General features: G+C 69.3%; 27 protein-coding genes, 1 tRNA gene and 1 pseudogene. 15 read left to right on the top strand and 14 right to left on the bottom strand.

Annotation, left to right across the window (positions count from 1 at the left end):
- Positions 1-215: 215 nt before the first annotated feature.
- Positions 216-893, top strand: a complete 678-nt coding sequence (locus tag ASF27_RS10880) for a hypothetical protein (protein ID WP_056171206.1) — start codon at positions 216-218, stop codon at positions 891-893.
- A gap of 455 nt (positions 894-1,348) precedes the next feature.
- Here ASF27_RS10880 and ASF27_RS10875 read toward each other — a convergent pair.
- A tRNA-Gln gene (locus tag ASF27_RS10875) sits at positions 1,349-1,422 on the bottom strand.
- A 150-nt stretch (positions 1,423-1,572) separates the two neighbouring features.
- Positions 1,573-1,890 carry a hypothetical protein gene (locus ASF27_RS10870; protein ID WP_056171202.1) on the bottom strand — a complete coding sequence of 106 codons (318 nt, stop codon included), beginning with the start codon at positions 1,888-1,890 and terminating at the stop codon, positions 1,573-1,575.
- A gap of 164 nt (positions 1,891-2,054) precedes the next feature.
- Between ASF27_RS10870 and ASF27_RS10865 the strand changes: the two genes are divergently transcribed.
- The 3 genes from ASF27_RS10865 (at position 2,055) to ASF27_RS10855 (ending at position 4,689) form a co-directional block, all read left to right on the top strand.
- Positions 2,055-3,488 (top strand): protein adenylyltransferase SelO, encoded by a 1,434-nt coding sequence (locus ASF27_RS10865; protein WP_082479003.1) that lies wholly within the window; start codon positions 2,055-2,057, stop codon positions 3,486-3,488.
- A 77-nt stretch (positions 3,489-3,565) separates the two neighbouring features.
- Positions 3,566-4,141 (top strand): hypothetical protein, encoded by a 576-nt coding sequence (locus ASF27_RS10860; RefSeq protein ID WP_156467503.1) that lies wholly within the window; start codon positions 3,566-3,568, stop codon positions 4,139-4,141.
- A 107-nt stretch (positions 4,142-4,248) separates the two neighbouring features.
- On the top strand, positions 4,249-4,689 hold the full coding sequence (locus ASF27_RS10855) for a hypothetical protein (protein WP_200918793.1): 441 nt from the start codon (positions 4,249-4,251) through the stop codon (positions 4,687-4,689).
- 29 nt (positions 4,690-4,718) lie between these two features.
- On the opposite strand, the pseudogene puuE reads toward ASF27_RS10855, so the two are convergent.
- A pseudogene (puuE, locus tag ASF27_RS10850) lies at positions 4,719-5,597 on the bottom strand (allantoinase PuuE); the annotation flags it as partial.
- 230 nt (positions 5,598-5,827) lie between these two features.
- On the opposite strand from puuE, the gene ASF27_RS10845 reads away from it, so the two are divergent.
- The 6 genes from ASF27_RS10845 to chrA all read left to right on the top strand — a co-directional run bounded on the left by ASF27_RS10845 (position 5,828) and on the right by chrA (position 11,311).
- On the top strand, positions 5,828-6,448 hold the full coding sequence (locus tag ASF27_RS10845; protein WP_056304787.1) for an urease subunit gamma: 621 nt from the start codon (positions 5,828-5,830) through the stop codon (positions 6,446-6,448).
- A gap of 2 nt (positions 6,449-6,450) precedes the next feature.
- A complete protein-coding gene (gene ureC, locus ASF27_RS10840) occupies positions 6,451-8,178 on the top strand; it encodes an urease subunit alpha (RefSeq protein ID WP_056359994.1) in 1,728 nt (575 codons plus the stop codon).
- A gap of 60 nt (positions 8,179-8,238) precedes the next feature.
- Positions 8,239-8,733, top strand: coding sequence for an urease accessory protein UreE (locus ASF27_RS10835; RefSeq protein ID WP_056359991.1), 495 nt, complete (start codon positions 8,239-8,241; stop codon positions 8,731-8,733).
- Positions 8,726-9,400 carry an urease accessory protein UreF gene (locus ASF27_RS10830; RefSeq protein ID WP_056359990.1) on the top strand — a complete coding sequence of 225 codons (675 nt, stop codon included), beginning with the start codon at positions 8,726-8,728 and terminating at the stop codon, positions 9,398-9,400. Before ASF27_RS10835 ends, ASF27_RS10830 begins: the two co-directional genes overlap by 8 nt.
- Positions 9,401-9,411: 11 nt before the next feature.
- Positions 9,412-10,041 carry an urease accessory protein UreG gene (ureG, locus tag ASF27_RS10825; RefSeq protein ID WP_056265404.1) on the top strand — a complete coding sequence of 210 codons (630 nt, stop codon included), beginning with the start codon at positions 9,412-9,414 and terminating at the stop codon, positions 10,039-10,041.
- A 76-nt stretch (positions 10,042-10,117) separates the two neighbouring features.
- Positions 10,118-11,311 (top strand): chromate efflux transporter, encoded by a 1,194-nt coding sequence (chrA, locus tag ASF27_RS10820; protein ID WP_056171182.1) that lies wholly within the window; start codon positions 10,118-10,120, stop codon positions 11,309-11,311.
- Here the strand turns inward: chrA and ASF27_RS10815 are convergent, their stop codons facing one another.
- The 7 genes from ASF27_RS10815 to ASF27_RS22215 all read right to left on the bottom strand — a co-directional run bounded on the left by ASF27_RS10815 (position 11,312) and on the right by ASF27_RS22215 (position 17,400).
- Positions 11,312-12,052, bottom strand: a complete 741-nt coding sequence (locus ASF27_RS10815; RefSeq protein WP_056171180.1) for a molybdopterin-dependent oxidoreductase — start codon at positions 12,050-12,052, stop codon at positions 11,312-11,314.
- The gene (locus ASF27_RS10810; protein ID WP_056359986.1) at positions 12,045-12,764 is read right to left on the bottom strand and encodes a cytochrome b/b6 domain-containing protein; all 720 of its coding nucleotides are present in this window, start codon (positions 12,762-12,764) and stop codon (positions 12,045-12,047) included. The genes ASF27_RS10815 and ASF27_RS10810 overlap by 8 nt, the downstream gene beginning before the upstream one ends.
- The gene (locus tag ASF27_RS10805) at positions 12,761-13,357 is read right to left on the bottom strand and encodes an SAM-dependent methyltransferase (RefSeq protein WP_056359984.1); all 597 of its coding nucleotides are present in this window, start codon (positions 13,355-13,357) and stop codon (positions 12,761-12,763) included. Before ASF27_RS10805 ends, ASF27_RS10810 begins: the two co-directional genes overlap by 4 nt.
- Positions 13,354-14,541: an acyl-CoA dehydrogenase family protein gene (locus ASF27_RS10800; protein ID WP_056359981.1), complete on the bottom strand. Its 1,188-nt coding sequence runs from the start codon at positions 14,539-14,541 to the stop codon at positions 13,354-13,356. The genes ASF27_RS10805 and ASF27_RS10800 overlap by 4 nt, the downstream gene beginning before the upstream one ends.
- A 129-nt stretch (positions 14,542-14,670) precedes the next feature.
- Positions 14,671-15,930, bottom strand: coding sequence for an SfnB family sulfur acquisition oxidoreductase (locus ASF27_RS10795; RefSeq protein WP_056359977.1), 1,260 nt, complete (start codon positions 15,928-15,930; stop codon positions 14,671-14,673).
- 40 nt (positions 15,931-15,970) lie between these two features.
- The gene (gene sfnG / locus ASF27_RS10790; protein ID WP_056171165.1) at positions 15,971-17,086 is read right to left on the bottom strand and encodes a dimethylsulfone monooxygenase SfnG; all 1,116 of its coding nucleotides are present in this window, start codon (positions 17,084-17,086) and stop codon (positions 15,971-15,973) included.
- 14 nt (positions 17,087-17,100) lie between these two features.
- Positions 17,101-17,400: a hypothetical protein gene (locus tag ASF27_RS22215; protein WP_156467502.1), complete on the bottom strand. Its 300-nt coding sequence runs from the start codon at positions 17,398-17,400 to the stop codon at positions 17,101-17,103.
- A 392-nt stretch (positions 17,401-17,792) separates the two neighbouring features.
- On the opposite strand from ASF27_RS22215, the gene ASF27_RS10785 reads away from it, so the two are divergent.
- The 4 genes from ASF27_RS10785 (at position 17,793) to ASF27_RS10770 (ending at position 20,138) form a co-directional block, all read left to right on the top strand.
- Positions 17,793-18,212: a hypothetical protein gene (locus ASF27_RS10785; RefSeq protein WP_056359974.1), complete on the top strand. Its 420-nt coding sequence runs from the start codon at positions 17,793-17,795 to the stop codon at positions 18,210-18,212.
- A 127-nt stretch (positions 18,213-18,339) separates the two neighbouring features.
- The gene (locus ASF27_RS10780; protein WP_056171160.1) at positions 18,340-19,074 is read left to right on the top strand and encodes a LuxR family transcriptional regulator; all 735 of its coding nucleotides are present in this window, start codon (positions 18,340-18,342) and stop codon (positions 19,072-19,074) included.
- An 88-nt stretch (positions 19,075-19,162) separates the two neighbouring features.
- Positions 19,163-19,882 carry an acyl-homoserine-lactone synthase gene (locus tag ASF27_RS10775; protein ID WP_056171159.1) on the top strand — a complete coding sequence of 240 codons (720 nt, stop codon included), beginning with the start codon at positions 19,163-19,165 and terminating at the stop codon, positions 19,880-19,882.
- 46 nt (positions 19,883-19,928) lie between these two features.
- A complete protein-coding gene (locus ASF27_RS10770) occupies positions 19,929-20,138 on the top strand; it encodes a hypothetical protein (protein WP_156467501.1) in 210 nt (69 codons plus the stop codon).
- An 83-nt stretch (positions 20,139-20,221) separates the two neighbouring features.
- Here the strand turns inward: ASF27_RS10770 and ASF27_RS10765 are convergent, their stop codons facing one another.
- Positions 20,222-20,866, bottom strand: coding sequence for a response regulator transcription factor (locus ASF27_RS10765; protein WP_082478997.1), 645 nt, complete (start codon positions 20,864-20,866; stop codon positions 20,222-20,224).
- Positions 20,867-21,224: 358 nt separating this feature from the next.
- Here ASF27_RS10765 and rocF point away from each other — a divergent pair, with 358 nt between their 5' ends.
- Positions 21,225-22,154, top strand: coding sequence for an arginase (gene rocF / locus ASF27_RS10760; protein WP_056265381.1), 930 nt, complete (start codon positions 21,225-21,227; stop codon positions 22,152-22,154).
- Positions 22,155-22,193: 39 nt separating this feature from the next.
- Here the strand turns inward: rocF and ASF27_RS23405 are convergent, their stop codons facing one another.
- The 3 genes from ASF27_RS23405 to ASF27_RS22210 form a co-directional block, all read right to left on the bottom strand.
- Entirely contained in the window at positions 22,194-23,714 is a 1,521-nt protein-coding gene (locus ASF27_RS23405; protein WP_056359968.1) for a methyl-accepting chemotaxis protein, read from the bottom strand.
- Positions 23,711-24,031, bottom strand: a complete 321-nt coding sequence (locus ASF27_RS10750; protein WP_056171144.1) for a hypothetical protein — start codon at positions 24,029-24,031, stop codon at positions 23,711-23,713. Before ASF27_RS10750 ends, ASF27_RS23405 begins: the two co-directional genes overlap by 4 nt.
- A 182-nt stretch (positions 24,032-24,213) precedes the next feature.
- Positions 24,214-24,346 (bottom strand): sugar transferase (locus ASF27_RS22210; protein WP_200918791.1); only part of this gene is annotated, 133 nt, incomplete at its 5' end.

The raw sequence follows: 24,346 nt of genomic DNA, 5'->3' as shown, positions 1-24,346 counted from the left end.
TCCGACTGCTCCGATACGATCACCGCACATGTGCCGCGAAGGGCTTGGGGGCTGCTCGGAGCGTGGCCACCAAGTCCGACCCAGGCAAATCACGGACGTCGAGACAACCCGGACGGCCGACGCATCACCTTGTCGGTTTTCTCGGGGCTCAATAGATAGGAAACAGACGAAGAACGAATGCGCGCTCCGAGGTGCGCGGCAGGCAGGCGCGTCCCATGAGAACGGCCGACAAGCAGATCGCCGACATCCTCGTCCGCTACGGCGAGCCCTTCGGAGGGAATGTCTGGCGCGTGCAGGGCACGGCGGTCATCTACCATAAGACCCTGGAGCGCATCGCCGCCCAGGCCGGCATCCGCTTCGACCCGCCCACCCTGGTGCGGGCCGAACGTGACGAGGCCGTGATCCTCGTCACCGGCCGGCTCCCGGGCGCCAAGCCCGGAACCGAACGGGTCGAGTGGTCGATCGGCGAGGCCCTGGTCAACGTGAATTATCGCGTCTCGGGGAAACAGGCGGGCTACGTTTACGCCATGGCCGAGAAGCGAGCCAAGGATCGCGTGATCCTCAAGCTCCTCGAACTGCATGGCCTCGTCTATTCAGAGGAGGAGGCCGACGAGTTTCGCCAGGGTCACCCCGCTGCGATCCAGGCGATCGACGAGGATTTCGACAATCCCGATCCTTTCGACGAGGTCACCGAGGCCGAGGCCGATCTCAAGCGCCGGATCGACGAGATGACCAGCATCGACGCGGTCACCGACCTCATGCTCGACACGGAGACGCAACGAACCCTCGGCCAGATGCCGCCGGGCACGCGCGACGAGGTGCGCGACTACGCCAAGGCTCGCCTCGTCGCGCTCGGCTGGCCACCGAAGAAGCCCGGCCGCCGCGCCGCTTGATCGGGCGGTTCCGGGCACGCTGTTCGCGGAGCGGGGGGGGCTCGGCCCGATGATCTCAGTTCTCATCGACCGCAAGACCGGTACGATCGAGCGCGTCGCCTTTCAAGGCCCCGTAACCGGCTTCCGACTGTTGAAAGGCCTGCGTCCGGCGCAGATGGGACTGCGTGCCCGCGAGACTGGCGAGGCAAAGCCGGACCGCCTTACGACGGTGGAGGGCATCGGCTTCCGAACGTCGGGAGTATGCGACGTGACTCGGACGCGGCCGGGACGCACGCTTGGCCGTATGATGCCGCCGCTTTCAGGTGGAAAACACGTTCGCACAGGGCGAAATCGGTGCGCCTGCCCCGCTCCAGTCCACAATGAACCACAGCTTCTATCGGCGGTAATGGCCGTAACCAAAACCGCTTCGCAGCAGGATCCCGAACCGAAAATTTATGACGACTGAGCAAGCCAGATGGCTGGGGGACGAGGATTCGAACCTCGACTAGAGGAGTCAGAGTCCACTGTTCTACCGTTAAACTATCCCCCAAAAGCCCTGCCAAAGCAGGAGCTTAAGACGGTTTGTCTTGTGATCCGATCCGTGCTGTGCACCGATCGTTTCGCGCCCGGTCCGTTCCGGTGGAGGGGCGATAGCATGGAGCCGACGCAGCATGCAAGCGTCAGATTGGCGGCTTTCGCCTCAAGCGATGGCCGGGCCGCCGGTCCGGGCCTCGATCATTCCGAGGGTCCGTAGGATCGCCAGGGCGACGATCTCGGCATCGACCTCGCCCTCCGGGGTCGCCGGCAGGATCGCCACGGTGCTGACCTCGTCGTCGATGAGCAGCCCCGCCACCACCTTGTAGACGTCGCCCTCGGGGGCGCCCTCGTCGTGAACGAGGCAGACTCGGCAGCCCCCGGCCTCGCCGTAGACGCGCTGGGTCAGGACCTCGACGCGGCTCTCGTCCTCGGGCTCGGTGCGGCGGGGTTGGCCGAAGGTCGGTCGGATGATGTTGTCCATGATCCACCCTATACCCGAGCCCGGTCGGTTTGTGAGGAGCCCCCTGCCCCGGGATCGTCCTCCCCCGGGATCGTCCCGCCGGGGATCATCCCGGGCTTGTCGGCGATTGACCTCTCATCCCGCAACGCCCGATCGAACGGGGTTGCCGAACCTCAGGACGTTCGATGCCGATCACCACAGCGCGCCTCGCGCAGCGCCACGCCGAACTCGGCGAGGCGTTCTACGATGTCGTGGCGCCCGCCGCCTTCCCCCAGACGATTCTGCGCTACCGCAACCAACCCTGGGCGGAGCGGATCGGCCTCGGTGACCTGACGGAGGCGGAGTGGATCGCCCATCTCGGCCGGTTCGAGCCCCTGCCCGGCAGTTTCCCGCAGCCCCTCGCCCTGCGCTATCACGGCCACCAGTTCCGCTCGTACAATCCCGATCTCGGCGACGGGCGCGGGTTCCTGTTCGCGCAGGCCTACGATCTCGGCGACGGACGCCTTCTCGATCTCGCCACCAAGGGCAGCGGGCGCACGCCCTGGTCGCGCACGGCCGATGGGCGCCTCACCCTCAAGGGCGGCGTGCGCGAGATCCTCGCCACCGGCATGCTGGAGGCCCTCGGGGTGAACACCTCCAAGACCTTCAGCCTCATCGAGACCGGGGAGGCGTTGGAGCGCGGCGACGAGCCCTCCCCCACACGCTCGGCCGTTCTCGTGCGTCTCAGCCACAGCCACATCCGCATCGGCTCGTTCCAGCGCTTCCTGGCCCTCGACGAGCCCGACAACATCCTGAAGCTGATGGATCACACGATCCGCCTCCACATGCCCGAGCTCTGGCGAGAGGAGACGCCGGACCGCACCGTCGCGTTTCTCGAGGCCGTGTGCCGACGGGTGGCGCGCACGGGCGCGCAGTGGATGGCCGCCGGCTTCGTCCACGGGGTCCTCAACACCGACAACATCAACGTCACCGGCGAGAGCTTCGATTACGGGCCGTGGCGCTTCGCGCCCGTCAACGATCCGGCCTTCACCGCCGCCTATTTCGACGTCCAGGGCCTCTACAGCTTCGGCCGACAGCCGGAGGCCCTGTTCTGGAACGTGAGCCGGCTCGCCGAATGCCTCACGCCCTTCGCACCGCAGGAAGCGCTCGAAGCCGCCCTCAAGCTGTTCGGCCCGAACCTGCAGGAGGCCTTCGCCGACGCGCTCCTGGCCCGGCTCGGCCTCGCGCGCACCGACGACGCGGCGGTGCACCGGTTCGTCGGTGCATTCTGGGGCTTCCTCGCGCGCAGCGGAGCTCCGTTCGAGCGCACGTTCTTCGACTGGTACGGCGGCCTGGCCTCGGAGGCTCGGGCGGCGGCGAGCCCGTCGGCCGCCCTCTACGCCTCGGAGGCGTTCGCGCCGGTCCGGGAGAGCCTGGGGGCGATGCGTCCCCTCGATGCGGGCCGCCTGGCGCATCCGTATTTCGCCGATCCGGAGCCCTGCACGATGCTGATCGAAGAGGTCGAGGGCCTGTGGGCGCCCATCGCCGAGCGCGACGACTGGTCTGCACTTCAGACCAAGCTCGCGGCCATCGACCGGATGGCCGAGGCCTATGGGACGCATGTCCCTCCCCTCACCTGACGCGCCGGCCCTGTTTCGGACACATGCGGCGGTAGGGTGCCGTGACGGCGCCGACGCGTGACCGCCGGAAAGCGATGATGAGCGAGATCCGAATCCTCGAAGGCGCAGGCCTCGGCTTTTCCGATGCGACGGGACCGGGTGACTACGAGACCGGCCTGCTGCACCTGCCGGGCGGCGCGACGCGGGGCGTCGAGGATCTCGTGGACCTCGTGATCGAGGACGGCGCCGCTTCCCCGCGCCGGGCCGGGATCGCCGTCGGCCTCCGTTCGGCCCTGCACGCGGCGGGGCCCCTGCCCCGTCCCTTCGATCTGGCGGCGTCCTTCGTCGGCCTCGGCCTCGGTGCCCTCGGCGGGACCCTGCACGCCACCATCACCCTGCGGGCGCGCTTCTCCGACGGGGCGAGCGCCAGGATCGCCACCGATCCCGAGACCGCCGCCGCGATGATGCACGACTGGACCGTGGTCCGGCTCGCCCTCATGCGCCGGGAGGCCGGAGCGCCGACGCAGCGCAGACTCGCTCCGCCCGTCGCCCCCCTCGCCTTGCCGGCGCCCGAGCCCGATGCCGCGCCGGCCCTGACGTCGATCTTCCAGTACGAAATGCGCAAAGGCCGCCTCCGGCGTCTGGCCTCCGGCAAGGTCCCTGAACAGACCTGAGGCGCAGGTCGCCGGTGCAGGTCGGCCGCGGAGGCGCGCGAACCCGCCCGTCCTGGCCCTCGTCCGCCACCGCCGGTATGGTCCCGCCCGCACGAGGCCCGAGATCCATGATTCAGAAGACCCATCTGCCCCCCGACGCGACCATCGCCGACGTGGTGGCCGATCTGGAGGATGCCAACGAGTATCTGCGCCGGGTGCTCGGCAACATGCGGTTCTGCCAGAAGCGGCACGGCGACGCCCATCTGCGCATCGGCATCACGGGCAAGCGCGGCCCCGGGAAATGGCTCGCCCCGTCTTACCGCATCGACTACCCGGCCGGCCCGGGCGCGGCCGAGACGGTGATCTACAACGGCTTCGGGGGCCGCTCGCACAGCGCCTTCACGCCGGTCAACGTCCGCGAGACCAACTGGAGCCGTGGACACACCACCATCCAGGAGGTGCAGAAACTCTACGACGGCCTGCACAAGGCCCGGATGGAGCGCGCCGAGCGGAACGGCCCCGGGCCGGACACGGCCCGATCGGTCCCTGCCTCAGACCAATCTGAATAGCCGGGGCATCACGCCGGTGGATGGTGCCGGGCCCAATGTTCGGCGATGTCGATGCGGCGGGTGATCCAGACCCGGTCGTGGGCCGCGACATGGTCGAGGAACCGGGTGAGCGCGGCGATCCGGCCCGGTCGGCCGACGAGGCGGCAATGCAGGCCCACCGACATCATCCTAGGCGCCGTCTCGCCCTCGGCGTAGAGGGCGTCGAAGGTGTCGCACAGGTAGGTCGCGAAGTGGGCGGCGGTGTTGAAGCCCTGCGCGGCCACGCAGCGCATGTCGTTGGCGTCCAGCGTGTAGGGCACCACGAGGCCGCGCTGGTCCGAGGTGCCGATCCAGTAGGGCAGGTCGTCCGCGTAGGAATCCGACAGGTAGGCAAAGCCCGCCTCCAGGCCGAGGTCGAGGGTGTGGATGGACGAGCGTCCCGTGTACCAGCCGCGCGGGCGCTCCCCCGTCACCGCTTCGTGGATGCGGATCGCTTCCGCCATGTGCGCCTTCTCGGCCGCGCGGGTGAAGTCGCGATAGTCGATCCATTTCAGGCCGTGGCAGGCGATCTCCCACTCCGCCTCGCGCATGGCCGCCGCGATGTCGGGCACCCGAGCCAGGGCGTTGGCGACGGCGAACACCGTCACGGGCACGCCGCGCGCCCGCAGGAGCCGCCAGATGCGCCAGAACCCGGCGCGGGAGCCGTACTCGTACAGCGATTCCATGTTCATGTGACGCTGGCCCGGCCAGGGCTGCGCGCCGACGATCTCGGAAAGGAACGCCTCGGAGGCCGCATCCCCGTGCAGGATCGAGTTCTCGGCCCCCTCCTCGTAGTTCAGCACGATCTGAACGGCGATCCGGGCGTCGTTCGGCCAGTGCGGATGGGGCGGCGTGCGGCCGTAGCCGACGAAATCACGGGGATCGGTCACGGCGGCCTTCCTGTGCGGAGCGTCCATCGAGGTATCCATCGACCGTCGCTGTTCGGACGCCGCGCCGCGTCCTGTCAACCGATCCGGTGCCTCGGCCTTGCACCCGGGCGCCGGATCCGGGATGCCCTTGCGCCACCGGCGCCGGGATGCATCCATGCGGGGATGACCCACTGCGCACGGTCCTTGCCTGTCCGCGTCCGTGCTTCGACGGCCCAACCCGAGGTTTCCCCGTGCTCCTGACCCCGCGCGAAAAGGACAAGCTCCTCCTCGCCATGGCCGCCCAGGTCGCCCGCAACCGGCTCGCCCGCGGGGTGAAGCTGAACTATCCCGAGGCCGTGGCGCTCATCAGCGACTTCGTGGTCGAGGGGGCCCGCGACGGTCGCTCCGTGGCCGAGCTCATGCAGGCGGGCGGCCACGTGCTCACCGCCGAGCAGTGCATGGACGGCATTCCCGAGATGATCCACGACATACAGGTCGAGGCGACGTTTCCGGACGGCACCAAGCTCGTCACGGTCCACCATCCGATCCGGGGCGCGGCCTCGGTCGAGGTGCCCGGCACCGTGACGACGCAGCCCGGCGAGATTGTCTTCAACGCCGACCTGCCCCGCACCCTCGTCACGGTGTCCAACGTCGGCGACCGGCCGATCCAGGTCGGCTCGCACTACCACTTCTACGAGGTCAATCCGGGCCTGACGTTCGACCGCGAGGCGGCCCGCGGCCAGCGCCTCGACATCGCCCCGGGCACCGCGGTGCGGTTCGAGCCGGGCGCCACGCGGGACGTGGTGCTGGTGCCGCTCGGCGGAACCCGCACCGTGTACGGTTTTCGCGGCGACGTGATGGGAGCGCTCTAGCCATGGCCACCCTGCCCCCCCGCGCCGCCCTGCCCCGGGCCGCCTATGCCGACATGTTCGGCCCAACCACGGGCGATCGCATCCGCCTTGCCGATACCTCCCTCGTCATCGAGGTCGAGCGCGACCACACCACCTACGGCGAGGAGGTGAAGTTCGGCGGCGGCAAGGTGATCCGCGATGGGATGGGGCAATCCCAGGTGACGAACCAGGACGGGGCCGTCGACACCGTCATCACCAACGCCGTGGTTCTCGACCATTGGGGCGTGGTGAAGTGCGATGTCGGCATTGTGAAGGGCCGCATCGTCCGCCTCGGCAAGGCCGGCAACCCCGACATCCAGCCGGGCGTCGACATCGTGGTCGGCCCCGGCACGGAGGTGATCGCGGGTGAAGGAAAGATCCTCACGGCGGGCGGGTTCGACAGCCACATCCACTACATCTGCCCGCAGCAGATCGAGGAGGCGCTCTGCTCCGGCGTCACCACCATGCTGGGCGGCGGCACGGGGCCGGCCCACGGCACCTTCGCCACCACCTGCACGCCCGGACCCTGGCATCTCGCCCGGATGATCGAGGCGGCGGACAGCTTTCCGATGAACCTCGCCTTCGCCGGCAAGGGCAACGCGTCGCGGCCCGAGAGCCTCGTGGAGATGATCCGCGCCGGCGCCTGCGCCCTCAAGCTGCACGAGGATTGGGGCACCACGCCCCAGGCCATCGACACCTGCCTGACGGTGGCGGACCTGCACGACGTGCAGGTGATGATCCACTCCGACACGCTCAACGAATCCGGCTTCGTCGAAGACACGATCAAAGCCTTCGCGGGGCGGACCATCCACGCCTTCCACACGGAGGGGGCCGGCGGTGGGCACGCGCCCGACATCATCAAGGTCGCGGGCCTGGCCAACGTGCTGCCCTCCTCCACCAACCCCACGCGCCCGTACACGAAGAACACCATCGACGAGCATCTCGACATGCTGATGGTGTGCCACCACCTCGATCCGGCGATCGCCGAGGACCTCGCCTTCGCCGAGAGCCGCATCCGGCGCGAGACCATCGCGGCCGAGGACATCCTGCACGACATCGGAGCCCTCTCGATGATGTCGTCGGACAGTCAGGCCATGGGCCGGGTCGGCGAGGTCGTGATCCGCACCTGGCAGACGGCGGACAAGATGAAGCGCCAGCGCGGCGCCCTGCCGGGCGACGCCTCGGGCAACGACAACCTGCGCGCCCGACGCTACATCGCGAAATACACCATCAACCCGGCCATCGCGCACGGGGTCTCGGCCCATGTCGGCTCGGTGGAGCCCGGCAAGCTCGCCGATCTGGTCCTCTGGACGCCCGCCTTCTTCGGGGTGAAGCCCGATCTCGTCATCAAGGGCGGCATGATCGCCACCGCTCCCATGGGCGACCCCAACGCTTCGATCCCAACGCCCCAGCCCGTGCATTACCGCCCGATGTTCGGGGCCATCGGCCGCTCGCCCTTCGCGACCGCCCTCACCTTCGTCTCGAAAGCCGCCATCGAGGATGGGCTCGGAGAGCGGCTCGGGGTTCAGAAGCGCCTCGTGGCCGTCGAGAACGTGCGTGGCGGCATTTCGAAGAAGAGCATGATCCTCAACGACGCCACGCCGGAGATCGAGGTCGATCCCGAAACCTACGATGTCCGGGCCGACGGCGAGTTGCTGGTCTGCGAGCCCGCCGAGGTGCTGCCCATGGCGCAGCGGTACTTCCTGTTTTGAGGTATCGTGGCGCGAGCCCGAGCGTCTTCCAGGTTGTCCGACCATGATCCCGAATCTCCCATGATCCGCGCCACCCATGTCCTGCGCCGCGACGCCCTCGTGGGTGAGATCGTCGACCGCATCGTCCTCGACCACGCCGACCGCCACCGCCGCCGCATGGCCATGCGGGGGGTGGGCGGCGTGGCGTTCCTCCTCGATCTCGCCGAACCGACGGTGCTCGACGACGGCGACGCCCTGGTGCTGCAGGACGGGCGCCTCGTCTGGGTCGAGGCCGCGCCGGAACGCCTGCTGGCGATCCGGGCCGCCGACGACCACGCCCTCAAGCGGCTGATCTGGCATATCGGCAACCGCCATATCCCGGCCGAGATCGCCCCGGATGCGGTCTACATCGCCCACGATCACGTCCTCGCCGAGATGGTGAGGGGCTTAGGGGGCACCGCCGAGGCGGTGGAGCGTCCGTTCCGCCCCGAGGGGGGCGCCTATGCGGGCGAGGCCGCCGGGCACCATCACCACGGCCATCCCCACGATCACGGTCATTCGCACACCCATGATTGACGCCCTGCGCCTGATGGCGTGGCTGTCGCCGGGCTATCCCGTGGGGGCCTATGCCTATTCGCACGGGCTCGAAGCGGCCGTGGACGCCGGAGACGTGTCCGGGGAAGCTTCCCTCGTGGACTGGCTCGCCGACGTGCTCGAACTGGGGTCAGGCCGCAACGACCTCATCCTCGTAGTGCACGCCCATGGCGCGTCTCTGGTGGAAGACTCTGTGGCGTTGGCAGACCTCAACGACCTCGCCCTGGCGCTGGCCCCATCGCGCGAGCTTCACCTCGAGACGAGCCAGCAGGGCCGCAGCTTCCTCGACGCCACCCTGGCGGCCTGGCCGACCCCTGTCCTCATCCGCCTCGCCGAGACCCTGCCCGGCCCGGTGGCTTATCCCGTGGCGGTCGGCGTCGCGGCCGGCGCCCACGGCATGGCCCTGCCCCCGACGCTGGCCGCCTTCGGCCTCGCTTTCCTACAGAACCTCGTCTCGGCGGCCCTGCGCTGCGCGCCCATCGGCCAGAGCGCCGGCACGCGGGTGATCGCGGCCCTGACGCCGCGCGTGGTGGCGCTCGCGGCTGGCGTCCCGGACCTCACCCTCAACGACCTCGGCAGCGCCACCCTGGCCCTCGATCTCGGCTCGTTCCGGCACGAAACCCAGTACTCTCGGATTTTCCGTTCGTGAAAGACCCAGCGATGACCTCTCCCAACGGCCGCTCTCCCAACGGTCCTTTGCGCGTCGGCATCGGCGGCCCCGTCGGCTCCGGCAAGACCGCCCTGATGGAGCAGCTCTGCAAGCGCTTCCGCGACACCTATGACATCTGCGCCATCACCAATGACATCTACACCAAGGAGGATGCCCGCATCCTCACGGTGGCGGGCGCGTTGCCCGAGGAGCGGATCATGGGGGTCGAGACCGGCGGCTGCCCGCACACGGCGATCCGCGAGGACGCGTCCATCAACCTCGCGGCCGTGGCCGAGATGCGCCGGCGTTTTCCGAAGCTCGACCTGATCCTCATCGAATCGGGTGGCGACAACCTCGCCGCCACCTTCTCGCCGGAGCTCGCCGACCTCACCCTCTACGTCATCGACGTCGCCGGGGGCGAGAAGATCCCGCGCAAGGGCGGCCCCGGCATCACCCGCTCCGATCTCCTCATCGTCAACAAGACCGACCTCGCGCCCCTGGTCGGCGCCGACCTCGGCGTGATGGAGGCCGACACCAAGCGGATGCGGGGGACGCGCCCCTACGTGTTCGCCTCGCTCCGCGACGGCCACGGTGCCGACACCGTCGCCCGGTTCATCGTCGAGGCCGGCGGGCTTGCCTGAGCCTGCGGCGGGCTTGCCTGAGCCTGCGGCGGGCTTGCCTGAGCCTGCGGCGGCTTTGCCTGAGCCTGCGGCGCTCTTGCCTGACTCCCCAGCAGGCTCCGTCCGGGAAGTCTTCGTTGCCTTCCTGAAGCTCGGCCTCACGGCCTTCGGCGGCCCCGTCGCCCATCTCGGCTACTTTCGCGAGGCCTTCGTGGCGCGGCGGCGCTGGATCGACGAAGCGGCCTACGCCGACCTCGTCGCCCTGTGCCAGTTCCTCCCCGGTCCCGCCTCGAGCCAGGTCGGGTTCGCCCTTGGAATCCTTCGGGCGGGGAGCCTGTGGGGCGGGCTCGCGGCCTTTGCGGGCTTCACCCTGCCGTCCGCCCTGATCCTCGTCGGAATCGCCTACGGCGCCGGATCGGGCGGCCCCATGCTGGCTGGCCTCCTGCACGGCCTCAAGCTCGTCGCCGTGGCGGTCGTGGCCCAGGCCGTCTGGGGCATGGCCAGAACCCTGGCGCCGGACCCCATGCGTGCCGGGATCGCACTCGGCGCGCTCTGGCTCGCGGTGCTGGCCCCGACGGCGTTCGGTCAGGTCGGTGCGATCGGGTTCGGCGCCGTCGCCGGCCTCGTCCTGTGCCGGGCGATGGCTCCCACTCCGGTCGGACACCTCTCCGTTCCCCTGTCCCGGCGGACGGGGACCGTGGCGCTGACGCTGTTTCTGGGGCTGCTCGTCGGCTTGCCGATCCTGGCGACCTGGCTGCCCTCGCAGGGCATCGCCGTGGTCGATGCGTTCTACCGGGCCGGAGCCCTCGTCTTCGGCGGCGGCCACGTGGTGCTGCCGCTCCTGCGGGCCGGCACCGTCGATCCGGGCTGGATCGGCGCCGACGCGTTCCTCGCCGGCTACGGCGCGGCGCAGGCCGTGCCGGGGCCCCTCTTCACCTTCGCGGCCTATCTGGGTGCCGCCCTGAAGCCGCCGCCGAACGGATTTCCGGGCGCTGCCCTGGCACTCGCGGCGATCTTCCTGCCCGGCCTCCTCCTCGTCACCGGCGCCCTGCCCTTCTGGGACGAACTCCGCAGGAAGCCCCTGGCCCAGGCGGCCCTGCGCGGGGGCAACGCCGCCGTGGTCGGGCTGCTCGCCGCCGCCCTCTACGATCCGGTCTGGACGGGCGCCATCGGCAGCGCCCGCGATGTGGCCCTCGCCGCCACCGCCTTCGTGCTCCTGACGGTGGGGGGCGTCGCGCCCTGGATCGTCGTCGGGCTGACGGCCCTCGGCGGCCTCGCTTCGGGCGGCTGATCAGATACCCGCGTACCAGGGGAAGCCGAGTTCGGCGACCATGCTGCCGCGTCCCTTGCCGTAGCCGTCGACGCGCTCGGCCGCCTCGATGGCCGAGATGTACTTGAGGCTCTTGTAGCCGAGCTGGCGTTCCACGCGCAGGCGCAGGGGCGCGCCGTGCTTCACCGGCAGGTCGCCTCCGTTCATGCCGTAGGCGAGGATGGTCTGCGGGTGGAGCGCGTCGAACAGGTCGTAGCTGTCCCACCAGCCATCGACGCTGCGGATTACGATGAAGCGGGCCTCAGGCTTCAGCCCCACCTGCGCGAGGAGACGGGCCAGGGGTACGCCGGTCCACTCGCCGATGGCCGACCAGCCCTGCTCGCAGGAATGCAGGGTCACCTGGGTGCGCGACGGCATCGCCTTGAGGTCGGCGAGGGAGAAGGCGCCGGGCCGCTCCACGAGGCCGGTGACGGGCAGCTTCCAGTCGGCGAACGCAGTTTGCCTCGATCGCTTGTAGGCGGGGTCGTCGGGATCGGTGGTGTTGATGGTGGGGAACACCGTCGAGATCTGGCTGCGGTCGAACTCGCGCACCAGGGGCTGGTGCCGGAGCAGCCAGCGCTGGACCGCGAAGGTGAGGCCGTTGCTCCAGTCGTAGGGGGTGGCCAGATGCGACAGGGCCGGCGCATCGCAGCCGCTCACGAGGCCGGCACCGAAGAGGGCCCCCGAACCGGTGAGGAGGCGGCGGCGCGACAGGTCACGCATCGGGTGTCTCCCGGTTGGCTGGCGTGTCCGGCGGAACGGCGAAGCGCCCGGTGATCATCGAGCGCGTGAGGTTGACGGCCCCGCCGACGAAGACCTGACCGACATGGACGAGGAGGAACAGGACCAGCAGGCTGGCGAAGACGAAGTGCAGGGTGCGGGCCGATTGCCGGCCGCCGAACAGGGTGAAAAGCTCGGGGAACGCCGCCGTGACGCCGGGCGACATGGTGAGGCCGGTGAGCACCATCAGGGGGAACAAGCCCAGGATCACGGCCAGATAGGCGAATTTCTGCAGGGCGTTATAGCGCAGAGCCTCCCGCCCCGTGGCCGGCCGCAGCCGGGCATGGTCGGCGATCTCGCGGGCGAGGTGGTCGGGCGCCAGCTGATCCCGGTCCGGCAGGAGGTTGCGGCGCAGATGTCCGCCGAAGAGCGCGAGGAGCAGGTAGAGCCCGCCGTTGAGGACGAGGATCCAGGCGGCGAGAAAGTGGAGATTACGGCCCCAGCCGGTCTGCTCGAGGTTCACCGGGAGAGGCAGCACCAGGGCGGCGGGGGCGTCGTTGGCGCCGGTCTCGCCCCAGAACAGGCGCGGCAGGGCGAGCAGGATTGCGATGCCGCTCACCAGGAGCGCGCCGAACGCAGCCGTGTTCACCCAATGGGTCAGGCGCACCCAGGCGCGGTGCCGGAACACCGTCTGCCGAGGCGCCCGGCCGGTCATGGCGTGGCACCGATCGTCCGCAGCACATCGAGGCGGTAGCGGTCCGTACGGGTCTGGCGATACGGCTCCAGGGTACCGGCGGTTCCGGCGATGAGGGCCTCGACGGCGTCGTCGCCGCTGAGCGGATAGTTCGTCTCGCCGATCCAGTGGACGAGGACGATGTCGGCACCGGGCTTCACCGCCTGCACCATGTGTCCGGCGAGGCGGGCGAGGTCGGCGCGGGTGAAGAAGTACAGCACCTCCGATACCACGATGAGGTCGAACCGGCCGGGCGGCCACGCGTCGGGCACCGCCGCGTGCAGGAACGCGACGTGCGGGCTGTCGGCGCAGCGGGCACGGGCCGCCGCGATGGCGGTCTCGGCGACGTCGAGGGACAGGAGCCGGGTGCAACGTTCCGCCAGCCGCCGGGTCAGCACCCCGATGGAGCAGCCGACTTCCAGGGCCTCGCCATAGGTGTCTCGCGAGAGGGCCGCCAGGGTGGCGTCGTACTTGGCCGCCTCGTAGGCGCTGGTGGTGAACCCCCACGGGTCCGGGTTTCCGGCGTAGATGCCGTCGAAATAATCGGGCGGGAGGGATTCGGTGGGTCGGGTCATGCGGCGCGACCGGACTGGAGACCCGCGCGGTTCGCATCGCGCGGGTCGCGCCAGAGGGTGTCGGCCGGGCGGTCGTCGGCCAGCACGTGGGCAGCGGCGTGGGTCAGCGCCCGGTCGGGACCCGGCTGGCGCAGGTAGGTGGCGAGATCGCGCATGAGACGCTCCAGGGGGTGGGTCTGGAGGAAGCCGGCGAGCCCCACGGAGCGCTGGGCGCGCTCCAGCACGTCGAGGCCGGCGCGCTCCACGGCCATGCGGGTCAGGTTGACGTAGGCGATCACCCGCGCGGGCTCCGCGTCGGGGTCGTTGGCGAGGGCAGCGGCCCGGCTCACGAAGAGCCGCGCCGTCTCCACGGCGATGGCCGCCTCGCCGAGACGCGCCGCCTGATGCGGGTCGCCACCGCGCCCGGTGGCGACGAGATGCGCCCGCACTGTATCGAACACGGCCTCGATCCCGCCGAGCTGCACGGCGGTGAAGCGCCAGGCGCCACCGGAAAAATGCGGCTCGCGGAAGTAATCGTCGGCCTCACCCACCGCCGCCTGCCTGTCCACGGGAAGCCCGGAGAAGTCGAGCACCCCCGAGGTCGAGGCGCGCATGCCGTGGGCGCACCACGAAGTCAGGTCGGCCCGGGTGTCGGGCTCCAGGGTGACGACGAGCATCTGCTGGCGCCCATCGGGCCGCCGCGCGGTGACGAGGGGTCGCGTCACCGATCCCGCCCCCGAGGCGAAGGATTTCACGCCACCGAGCAGGCCGGCCCCAAGGGGATCGAGGTCGAGGCCGCCGGCCTGGGGCTGGGTGTTCCAGACCCCGAACAGGTGCCCGGCGCGGACATCCGCCGCGAGACGCGCGAGCACGGACTCGGACGCGTAGCGCAGGATCAGCGACAGGGCGTTGACGTGGCCCTCGTAGAGCCGCCCGAGGGCGAGGCTACCGCGGCCGACTTCCGCGAGGACGTCGAGGAGCACCGGCGCCATGGTGGGCGCATCGAGGCCAGCGCCGCCGAGGGCCACGGGAAGCGGTGCCGCGAGCAGGCCGGCCTCATGGCAATGGGCCACGTCCTGCGCCGGAAATCCGCCGGTTCGGTCGAGGGCGTCCGCCCGCTCGGCGGCGAGCCGCGAAACCGCGCGGGCGGCGGCGCGGATTCGGGCAGGGCCGGCTTCGATGCGATCGGGGACGAGGAAGTTCATTCCTTGGAACATGGAACAGGCCTGAGCTTCCGCCAGTCGCCCAAGGGTCACAGCCCCCGCAAAACATGCGGCTTTCCCGATGGCATTCGCTGCGGGTCCACCGCTCGGGCGCGGGCGGCCCTCTCCGTCTCAGCTCCAGGCGTGGAACGGCGGGGCGACCCCGTTGAGGGCGTGGTTGCCCACGATGGCGTATTTCCAGCGCACCGGGTCGTGCAGGGTGTGGGTGCGGGCGTTGCGCCAGTGCCGATCGAGGTTGTGCTCGTCGAGGGTCGAGCGGGTGCCGGCGAGTTCGAACAGGGTGTTGGTGGCCGCGAGCGCCACCTCCGTGGTCAGCACCTTCGCTTCCGCCACGGCGAGCTGTGCCGCCGCGACGCTGCCGGCGTCGGGGGCGGCCACCGCCGCGTCGAGGGCGAGGCCGGCCCGGTCGAGGAGGGCTTCCGCCGCGTGCAGGCGGATGGTGAGGTCGCCGACGATGGCGATGGTGTGGGGATCGTCCGAGGCCCGCTCCAGGCCGCTGTCGATCCAGGGCCGCGATTTCGTGCGCACGAACGCGACGGTCTCGGCCAGCGCCTCGCGGGCGATGCCGGCATCGACGGCGGCCTGGATGACCTGGAAGATCGCCCCGTTGGCGCTCGGACGTTCGTAGCCCTTCCACGCCGGCACGAGGTGGCTCTTCTCCACCCGCACGTCCTCGAGGATCACCGTGCCGCTCGCCGTGGTGCGCTGGCCGAAGCTCGACCAGTCGTCGATGACGGACAGGCCCGGCGCGTTGCGCTCGGCGATGGCGTACCAGGGGCGTCCCTGATCGTCGACAGCGACGATGGGCACGAGGTGGGCGAGCAGCGCCCCCGTCGCGTAGAACTTGCGACCGTGGACGATGACATGGTCGCCGTGATCGACGAAATGGGTCTTGAAGTCGGCGGCCCTCGGCGTGCCGCTCTCGGAGAAGGCGTTGCCGAAGCGGGTGCCGGCCAGCACCTTGCCGAACAGCAGGGCCTTCTGCGCGTCGTCCGACACGGTGTCGATTGCGGCGACGATGCCGAGGTGGTTCTGGGCGATCTGCCCGATGGAGGGATCGGCCGCCGAGACGATGGCGATCACCTGTGCCAGGGTCCGGTAGGACACGCCCGGCCCGCCATGGGCCTTGGGCACGTTGATCGACCACAGGCCGCTCTGCGAGAAAGCGTCGAGTTCGGCGAAGGGCCGGCGGCGGGTGCGGTCGCGCTCGGCCGCCTCCGTGCGGAACGCGTCCGCCAGGACGTGGGCGACGCGGAGTGCTTCGGCGTCGTCGCGGACGATGTGGGCGGGCTCCGACGGCTTCTCGGGGCCGGGGACTCCCTGGGGCACGCGGTTGGCCTCAATGGCACTCGCGCTGACGGCGATGTTCATGGCTGTTCTCCGGAGGATGTCGGAAGGGCGGTCGTTCGATTCAGGCGGCTTCCGCCCGGCGCCCGCGCTCCGCCTCCAGGGCCCGCACCCGTGGGATGATGTGCGCACCGAAATACGCGACCTCCTCCTGGAAATGCAGGAAGGCCAGAAGGGCCAGATCGACGCCGGCCTCCTTCAGGGCGACGATGCGCTCGGCGATCTGGTCGGGCGTACCGATGAGGTTGGTCTTGAAGCCGTCGTTGTACTGGACGAGGTCCTCGAAGCTCGATTTCGCCCAGTTCCCCTCCCCTTCCGGCGAAGCCTTGCCGGCGTTCTTCGCCTCGTGGCCGAAGGCCTTGACCGCCTCCGGGTCGGCGTTGTCGATGATCTCCTTGAGGACGGCGCGGGCCTCTTCCTCCGTGTCGCGGGCGATGACGAAGGCGTTGACGCCGACCTTGACGGAATGGCCGTTGGCCCGCGCCTTCGCCTGGATGTCGTCGACCTGAGCCCGGATGCCCTCGGGGGTGTTGCCGTTGGTGAAGTACCAATCGGACACCCGCGCCGCCATGTCCCGCGCCGCCCTCGACGAACCACCCTGGAAGATCTCCGGCTGCGGGTCGGCGGGTTTCGGTTTCAAGGTGTAATTCGTGTAGCGATAGAAATCGCCCCGGAACGTGAAGCTGTCCTGGGTCCAGATTCCGCGCAGTGCCGTAATGAACTCTTCCGAGCGCCGATAGCGCTCGTCGTGGTCGAGCCACGGCTCGCCGATGGCGCGGAACTCGCCCGAGAACCAGCCCGAGACCACGTTGATGGCGATGCGCCCCTCGCTCAACTGGCTGATGGTGGCGATCTGCTTGGCGGCCAGCGTCGGGTTCCACGGCCCCGGCAACAGGGCGGCGATCACCTTCAGTTTCGTGGTGGCGGCGAGCAGCGCATGACTGAAGGCCACGGATTCGTGCTGGTACTCAGCGCCGTAACCGGCGGTGAAGCGGATCTGCGTCAGGGCGTAGTCGAACCCTGCTTCCTCGGCGATCTGTGCCAGGCGCCGGTTGTAGGGCGCGTCCCAGCTCGTGCGTTGGGGAATCTTGCTGATGACGAGGCCGCCCGAGACATTGGGCACCCAGTAGGCGAACCGGATCGGGGCATCCGTCGCGTCGGCAGGTGGTCGAAGGCTCATGGGAGGATCCACATTCAAAAGGGGATACGTCCGGCGCCGAGCGCCGGACATGGAGCAACGAACTTCGCGAATGCTGGAGATGCAGCAGCAAAGTTGGTCGAAATATCAGGCGGCCCACAAATATTTGCGGCGCATTCTCGATCGATTTGAAGTATCGGCTCGTAATAGGTCTGCGTCAAAGGAAGCAAATGGCTTTTTGCGGCGCCGATGGAAAACAGCCTTCTCCCATTCGCATGTTCGACCACGCGATCGGTTCTCTGTCCGGCAGCACCGGGCTTTCCTCGGACGAGAGGGCAATGCTTCGCGGCGCGCAAGCTTCCCCTCGTTCGCGCGGCGTTGCCGCCTTGAGGGGGGGCGGGGCGGAATTCCGGAGTCATGAAGGAGGGGGCTATCGTAGGGCGTATGTCCGGCCGCCGCCGCATCGCTTCGGCCGACAGATCCGCAGGGGCCGGAGCGAAGTGCCCATTGCGCGCCATGAGCGGTTTTCCACCATCGATCCGACTGCGCTTCTCTATTGGGCAGTTCGGTGGTCGTCTCGTGAGCAGATTACGTAAATTAAAGGCAATGTACCGATCTGCAATACGACGCGGATTGTCAGAATAAGCCGGACGTTTAAGAGGGCGTTAACGATTCGACGGCCAGATTGGGTGGGTCGTTTCTTGATCGGCTGCACATCGCATCCGGACCGGCAGGCAGGATCATCGCCATGGCTCGTGCGTCCCTTCCGCCCCTCGTCGTGCTGCTGGCCGGCGACGAGTTGACCCGTTCGATCACCACGAGTTGCCTGGAAGCCTCCGGCTACGATGTCCTCAGCGCCCGCACGGCCGGCGAGGTCGAAGCGTTGCTCCTGAGTCAGACCGTCCTGCGCCGGGTCGATGTCCTGGTGACCGATGCCGACGTGCGCGACGCCGTCGAGGGCGTATCCCTCGGGGCCGTCGCCCGCTGCCTCGATCCCGCCGTCGGAGTCATCTACACCACGCGTTCGCCGCGCACCCTGCCCGACGCCATCGTGGCGGGGGCACCCTGCCTACGCACGCCCTATCATGCGCATCAGCTCGTGCGTCTCATCGCCGATCTGCCCCGGTCGCCGGAACCGGCCCGGACCGCCGCGCGCCGGGCTGCTTGAGGCTGTGCCCTTCGCGGGCACGGTGCGACCCACCGGGTGATGCGCCGGGCGGCTACCTCACGCCTTCAACCTTTCACAAACCATCGATCCTGTTACAATCGCAGGAGGAATTCGCCGAGTAACGCTTGTGCACGATGTTCGTCAGACCGCGTTCGACATTATCCATCGGCTGCGATCGGCGGGGACTCAGCGGGCAGTCTATGCGGAGTTGCGCCGCACGGGGGCGATCTTCGGCTACGACGCGTTCCTCATCGGCGGCCTGCCGCAGTCACCGAACGAGAACCTGTCCGACTGTTCGCTGATTTCGGGCTGGCCGGTCGGCTGGGCGCAGCGTTACCAGGAGCGGAACCACCTCCATCGGGACCCGGTCATCCGCTACATCCGGGCGACGACGGAGCCGTTCCTGTGGCAGGAGGCGGCGACCCGTGGCGACGGGCACGGCCTCACCGTGATGAACGAGGCACGGGAGTACGGCCTCAGGGAGGGCTTCTGCGTCCCCTTCCACGAACTCGACGGCGGCGAGGCCGGGGTCAGCTTCGGCGGTACGCAGGTGCGGCTGTCGGATGATGCCCGCGCCGGCCTGCACCTCGTGGCGATCTACGCCATGTCCCGGGCCAAGGCGATCGCGCGCCGGATGCAGGACGACGATGCGGCGGATCGGGCTTTCGCGGGGCTGACCGACCGAGAGGTCGAGTGCCTGAAATGGGCCGCCGCCGGCAAGACCGCCTGGGAGACCTCCGTGATCCTGTCGATCTCCGCACGCACGGTGGAGCATCACCTCGCGGCCGCGGCGCGCAAGCTCAACGCGGCCAGTCGCGTCCAGAGCGTCGCCGAAGCCTTGCGGCGGGGCATCATAAGCTGATTCCAGCCGCCGCGATCCTCCGTAGATCTACGGATGCCTGATCGACCCAAGCTTGGCCAGAACTCCCTGCATTGCAGGGAGATCGGGCATGTTGAAGGTTCTGAGCGGCGACGTCGAGGCGCGGAATCCCGTCCTCATGGATCGGATCTATCGCTTCCGGCACGATTTTTTCGTCGATCACCTCAAGTGGGAGGCCTGCCGCAAGCCGGACGGCCGCGAGCGCGACCAGTTCGACGGGCCTGACTGCCTGCACGTCGTCGGCCAAGAACCGGTCGGCCGACAAACGGCCGATCAAGAATTGGCCGGTCAACAGACGGCCGGTCAGGCGAGCGAAGTCATCGTCTCCTATTCGCGCCTGTTGCCCACCACCCGACCGCACCTGCAGACCCACCTTTATCCGGAACTCCTCAAGGGCGCGTCGGCGCCGTCGGGGCCGCGCATCTACGAATGGACGCGCTGTGCCGTGGCTCCGGCCAAGCGCGAAAGCGCCAAGGGCGTGGATGCCGTCTCGGGTGCCTCCTTCACCGCCGTGGCCGAGGCCGCCGAACATTTCGGCCTCGAAGGGCTCCTGGTCCAGACCCACCCGGTGCTGGTGACGCGCCTCATGGAGATGGGCTGGGACGTGGAGCCCCTCGCCCTGCCCTGCCCCTACGGCGATTCGCTCCTGCTACCGATCTACGCACGCCTGACCCCGGAGACTGTGGCCACCTGTCGACGGGTGTTCGGCCTGCCCGGATCGGTGCTGCGGATGCCCGCCCCCGACAGTCCGCGGCCGGCCGCGCGGTCCTCCCGCCGCCCGATGCCGTGAGCGGATCGCCACAACGCCCTTTCCCACCTGTTGCCAGAGTACCACGATGCCGACCTTCCCCCACGAAATGCCCCTTCGCGCCCGTTCCGATCAGGACATCCCGGATCTCGAGGTCGAGCTCGTCTACCGCGCCGTCGATCACGCCATCCAACTGCGGGAATCCGTGGACCGGATTTCCGATCCGCTTCTGCGCACCCTGACCGATACGCTCCTGTTCGAGCTCGGCCGCCGCCTGGCGCGTCTGGAGGGCGAATGAAGGTGGGCACATGACCACGCTTGCGGGTGGGCCGCCGATCCGCAGGCGTGACGCGCCCTGCGCGGGCGGCCCTTGGCCGGACTTCAGGACCGTGTCCGGATATGGTCGAAATCGAGCCCGGCCGTCTCGATGACGATCTGGGTCCGGCTGCCCACTTCGAGCTTGCGCAGGATCTCCGTGACATGCGCCTTCACGGTGGAATCGCCGACCTGGAGGGCATGGGCGATCTGCTTGTTGAGCTTGCCCTGGCGGATCATGCCGAGCACTCGCATCTGCTGGGGCGTGAGCCGGGCGACGCGCTCTGCGAGTTGCGTCCGCTCGGGCCGATTCGCGGCGCCGGCCAGGGCGGGCGGCAGGGAGAGGCCGCCCGCCAGGACGTCCGCGATCGCCCGCGTGAGGGTCGCCTTGTCCACCGCCTTGGGGACGAAGCCGGCCGCGCCGTGATGGATGGCGTCGCGCATGATGCGCGGATCGTCGAGGCCCGACACCACGAGGATCGGCACGCGGGCGAACTGCGCCCGGATGGTGGCGAGGCCGTCGAAACCCTGCACGCCCTGCATCGACAGGTCGAGGAGAACGAGCTCGATGGCTCGCTCGCGCCCCAGGGTGGCGCAGGCGCCGGCAATCCCGTCCGCCTCGTGGAGCACCGCCCCCGGATAGGCGAGGGCGAGCGTGCTGGCCAAGGCCTCGCGAAACAGCGGGTGGTCGTCGACGATGAGGAGATGCATGGCGCGCTCACCTTGGGTCGGAACGATCCTGCGATGGTTCACACCGACCGCTTCCCGTCCAGCCTTCCCGTGCGGCGGTGGCGCCAGGGGAGCACGGTGCGGCCGTGGTGTCGAACGGGACCCAGGCTCCGTCCCCACCTGGGCTTCGTCTGCACCTAAGCAGGATTGCGCCATCGGGCCAACGTTCCCCCGGCCCACGACCGGGAAGCGACTGGCCGTGCTGCGCGTCGGGATCCCTCGCGAGGCCGGGCACCGGTTTTGCAGATCCCGCCCCAACACCTCCCGGCAGCCGCGAACCGTCTTCGGATCGTCACCTCGCGGCTCCATGCGGGACCGGAACGGGAAGGCGATCAGACCCATGGACAGCCGACGCTGCATCCTCATCGGCGCGCCCGTGCAGGCGGGCACACGGCGTCTCGGCTGCGATATGGGACCGAGCGCCTACCGGGCGGCCGGCCTCGGGCCTGCGCTCGCCGCCCTCGGCCTCGCCGTCGAGGATCGCGGCAATCTCGCGCCCTCGCCCGTCTCCGTCCCGTGCCACCCCAACCCGGCCGTCCACGGTCTCGCCGAGGTCGCAGCCTGGACCGCCGCCCTCACGGAGGCCGCCGACGACGCAGCGGGCGCGGGGGTGCCGATTTTTCTCGGCGGCGACCACAGCCTGTCGGCGGGGACCGTCGCGGGCATGAGCCGGCGGGCGGCCCGCGAAGGACGCCCGCTCTTCGTGCTGTGGCTCGACGCTCACCCCGACCTGCATACCCTCGACACCACCACGAGCGGCAACCTCCACGGGGTGCCCATGGCCTACGCCACGGGGGCTTCGGGCTTCGAAGGTTACCTGCCGCCGCTGGGCGCACCCGTCGATCCGCGCCACGTCTGCATGATCGGCCTGCGCAGCGTCGATCCGGCGGAGCGCGCGGCGCTGGCCACGGCGGGCATCCGCGTCCACGACATGCGCGCCATCGACGAGAACGGCATCGGCGTGCTGCTGGCGGGTTTTCTCGACCGGGTGTCGGGCGCCGGCGGTCTCCTGCACGTGAGCCTCGACGTCGATTTCCTCGAGCCCGGCATCGCGCCGGGGGTGGGCACCACGGTGCCGGGCGGCGCCACGTTCCGCGAGGCGCATCTCGCCATGGAGATGCTGCACGACAGTGGCCTCGTGCGCGGCCTCGATCTCGTCGAACTCAACCCGTTCCTCGACGAGCGCGGCCGCACCGCCCTGCTCATGTCGGATCTCGCCGCCAGTCTCATGGGCCGCCGGGTCCTCGACCGGCCGACCCCGAGTTTCTGATGGAAGGCCTGAAGGCGCTTGATTGCGAAGGGGTGTGGATCAGGCCGCCTTGGCCGATTCGGCGTGAAGGTCGCGGAGAAACGCGGCCGTGACATCTTCCAGAAGGACGACCTGATCGCGCACGGCCCGTGTCGAGGTCTGGACCTCGTCGGCCACGGCCGTGGTCGTTCCGAGGGCGGCCGCGACGGCGGTCACCTGGGTGGTGGCCGATTGCGCGTCCTCTACGGCGGCACCGACATTGGCGTCCATGGCCCGCGTCGCCGCGCGCTGGCGCTCGATGGCCTCGAACATCGCCGAAGTCGTGCGTTCGACATCGGCGATCCGCGCCGCGAAGCCGCGCATGAAGGCGATGGAGGTCTGCGTCGCTCCCTCGACGTCGCGGATCTGGGCCGCGATCTCTTCCGTCGCCCGGGCGGTCTGGCCGGCCAGCGTCTTCACCTCCGCCGCGACCACGGCGAAGCCCCGGCCGGCCGGGCCGGCGCGCGCGGCCTCGATGGTGGCGTTGAGGGCGAGCAGGTTGGTCTGCTCGGCCACCTGCCGGATCGCCGTGATCACCGAGCCGATCCGCTCGACGGAGACGGTGAGGGCGCCGATGGTCTCGCCGGTCTGGCGCGCCTCGTCGGCGGCGGCACGGGTGACGGTGTCGGTGGCCGCGAGGTGCCCGGCGATCTCGTCGGCCGCCGCCGTGAGACCGAGGCAGGTCTGCGCGATCTGATGGATGTTGCGACCGGCGTGCCGCGAACTCGCCGTCGCGCCGTCCGTGGTGTGCGTCGTCTCCTGGGCGAACCGCATGAGGCGGCCAGCGCTGCCCTCCATGCTTCCGAGGGTCTGGCCGATGGTCCCCACGGCACGGCCCACTATCCCCTGGAACGCCTGGACCTGAGCCTCGACGGCGAGCATCCGGGCCCGCTCGGCCTCGACCCTAGCCTCGATTTGAGCCATGGCCCGAGCCTTCAGGGTCTCGGCGGCGTCCCGGTCGGTCACGCTCTGCTGCAGGGCATCGCTCGCTGCGGCCCCGGCCTGGAGGCTCGCCACCAGCCAGACGAGGACACCGGTCTGGGCGATCAGGATGACGGCATGGAGGAGGACCCGGTCGATCCCCGCGCCATCCGGGAAGACGAAGCTCGGCACGATCAGGGAGAGCCCGAGATGGTGCACGGCGACGACGGCGGCGTAGGCCACCAGGGCCTTCCAATCGAGCCAGGCGGCGACGATGGCGAGGCAGGCGAAGAAGTACATGTGCACGTCGAGCTGGAGCGAGCGCCCGCCGCCCTCGCGGTGGAGGATCGCCACGAGAACCGCGACGAGGCCGGCGAGCGCCATGCTGGAAGCGATCCGGGTTCGTGCCCCGATGAGGCTGCGCGTGCTCAGAATGGTCGGCGGAAGCGCGAGGGCGAGGGCGGCCCCCGCCGCCGCCGCGTTCGGCAGGCTGCCTTGCCACGCGTTGAGCCCGATGACGAGGGCGACATTGACCCAAAGGAGCGCCACGATCGTCTTGCCGGACGTGGTCCGGATCTTGTCCAGTGTGGAGGCCCGTGGTGGAACCGGGTGCAGCGTCATGGGGCATTACCGAAGGGTTCACGCGTCGTCGGACAACCCGAGACGCTGCTGGCGTTGACGACGACCCAGGCCCCGGCCGCGCGCAGGCGCTGCGGGAAGTCCGCGTGCTCCGACACGGCAACCGCCATCCCGGCCATCCCGGCCTCGCGCAGCACGCGGCCGTCTGCCTCTCTGATGAGTTCGAGGAGCCGGATGGCGTTCGACCAGGGCGGAGCGATTACCAAAACGGGGCGGCCGGCCTCGGGCGCACCCACGATCAGGAGCGGGATTCCGATGGCCATTGCGAAGGGGACGAGCAGGTCGGACAGGAGCGCCATGAACAATGAATAGGCCTGCTTCCTTTGAAGAAGCTCTTAACGCTGCTTGAGTAAGCGCGTTGCCGGACGGCCTATCACTTGAGTTTCACCAATGGTGATCGGTTCAGGTGAGGCTGAAGATTGGTTGTTGCCGGCTCACGCGATGCCGGAAATGGTGGATCTATTTGTGTCGAACGGTGGGCTCAATAAGCATTTTTGGTGCTGATCAAAGACATCGGTGTCGCGAGCATGATCTTGATGTCGAACAGGACCGACCAGTTTTCGATATAGTGCAGGTCGTGTTCGACCCTGCGCTGGATCTTGTCGCTGGTGTCG

Origin of the sequence: Methylobacterium sp. Leaf102 (genome assembly GCF_001422425.1) — a bacterium.
GTDB lineage: Bacteria > Pseudomonadota > Alphaproteobacteria > Rhizobiales > Beijerinckiaceae > Methylobacterium.
The sequence above is the reverse complement of the archived record's forward strand: the minus strand, read 5'-3'. Positions and strand labels throughout refer to the sequence as shown.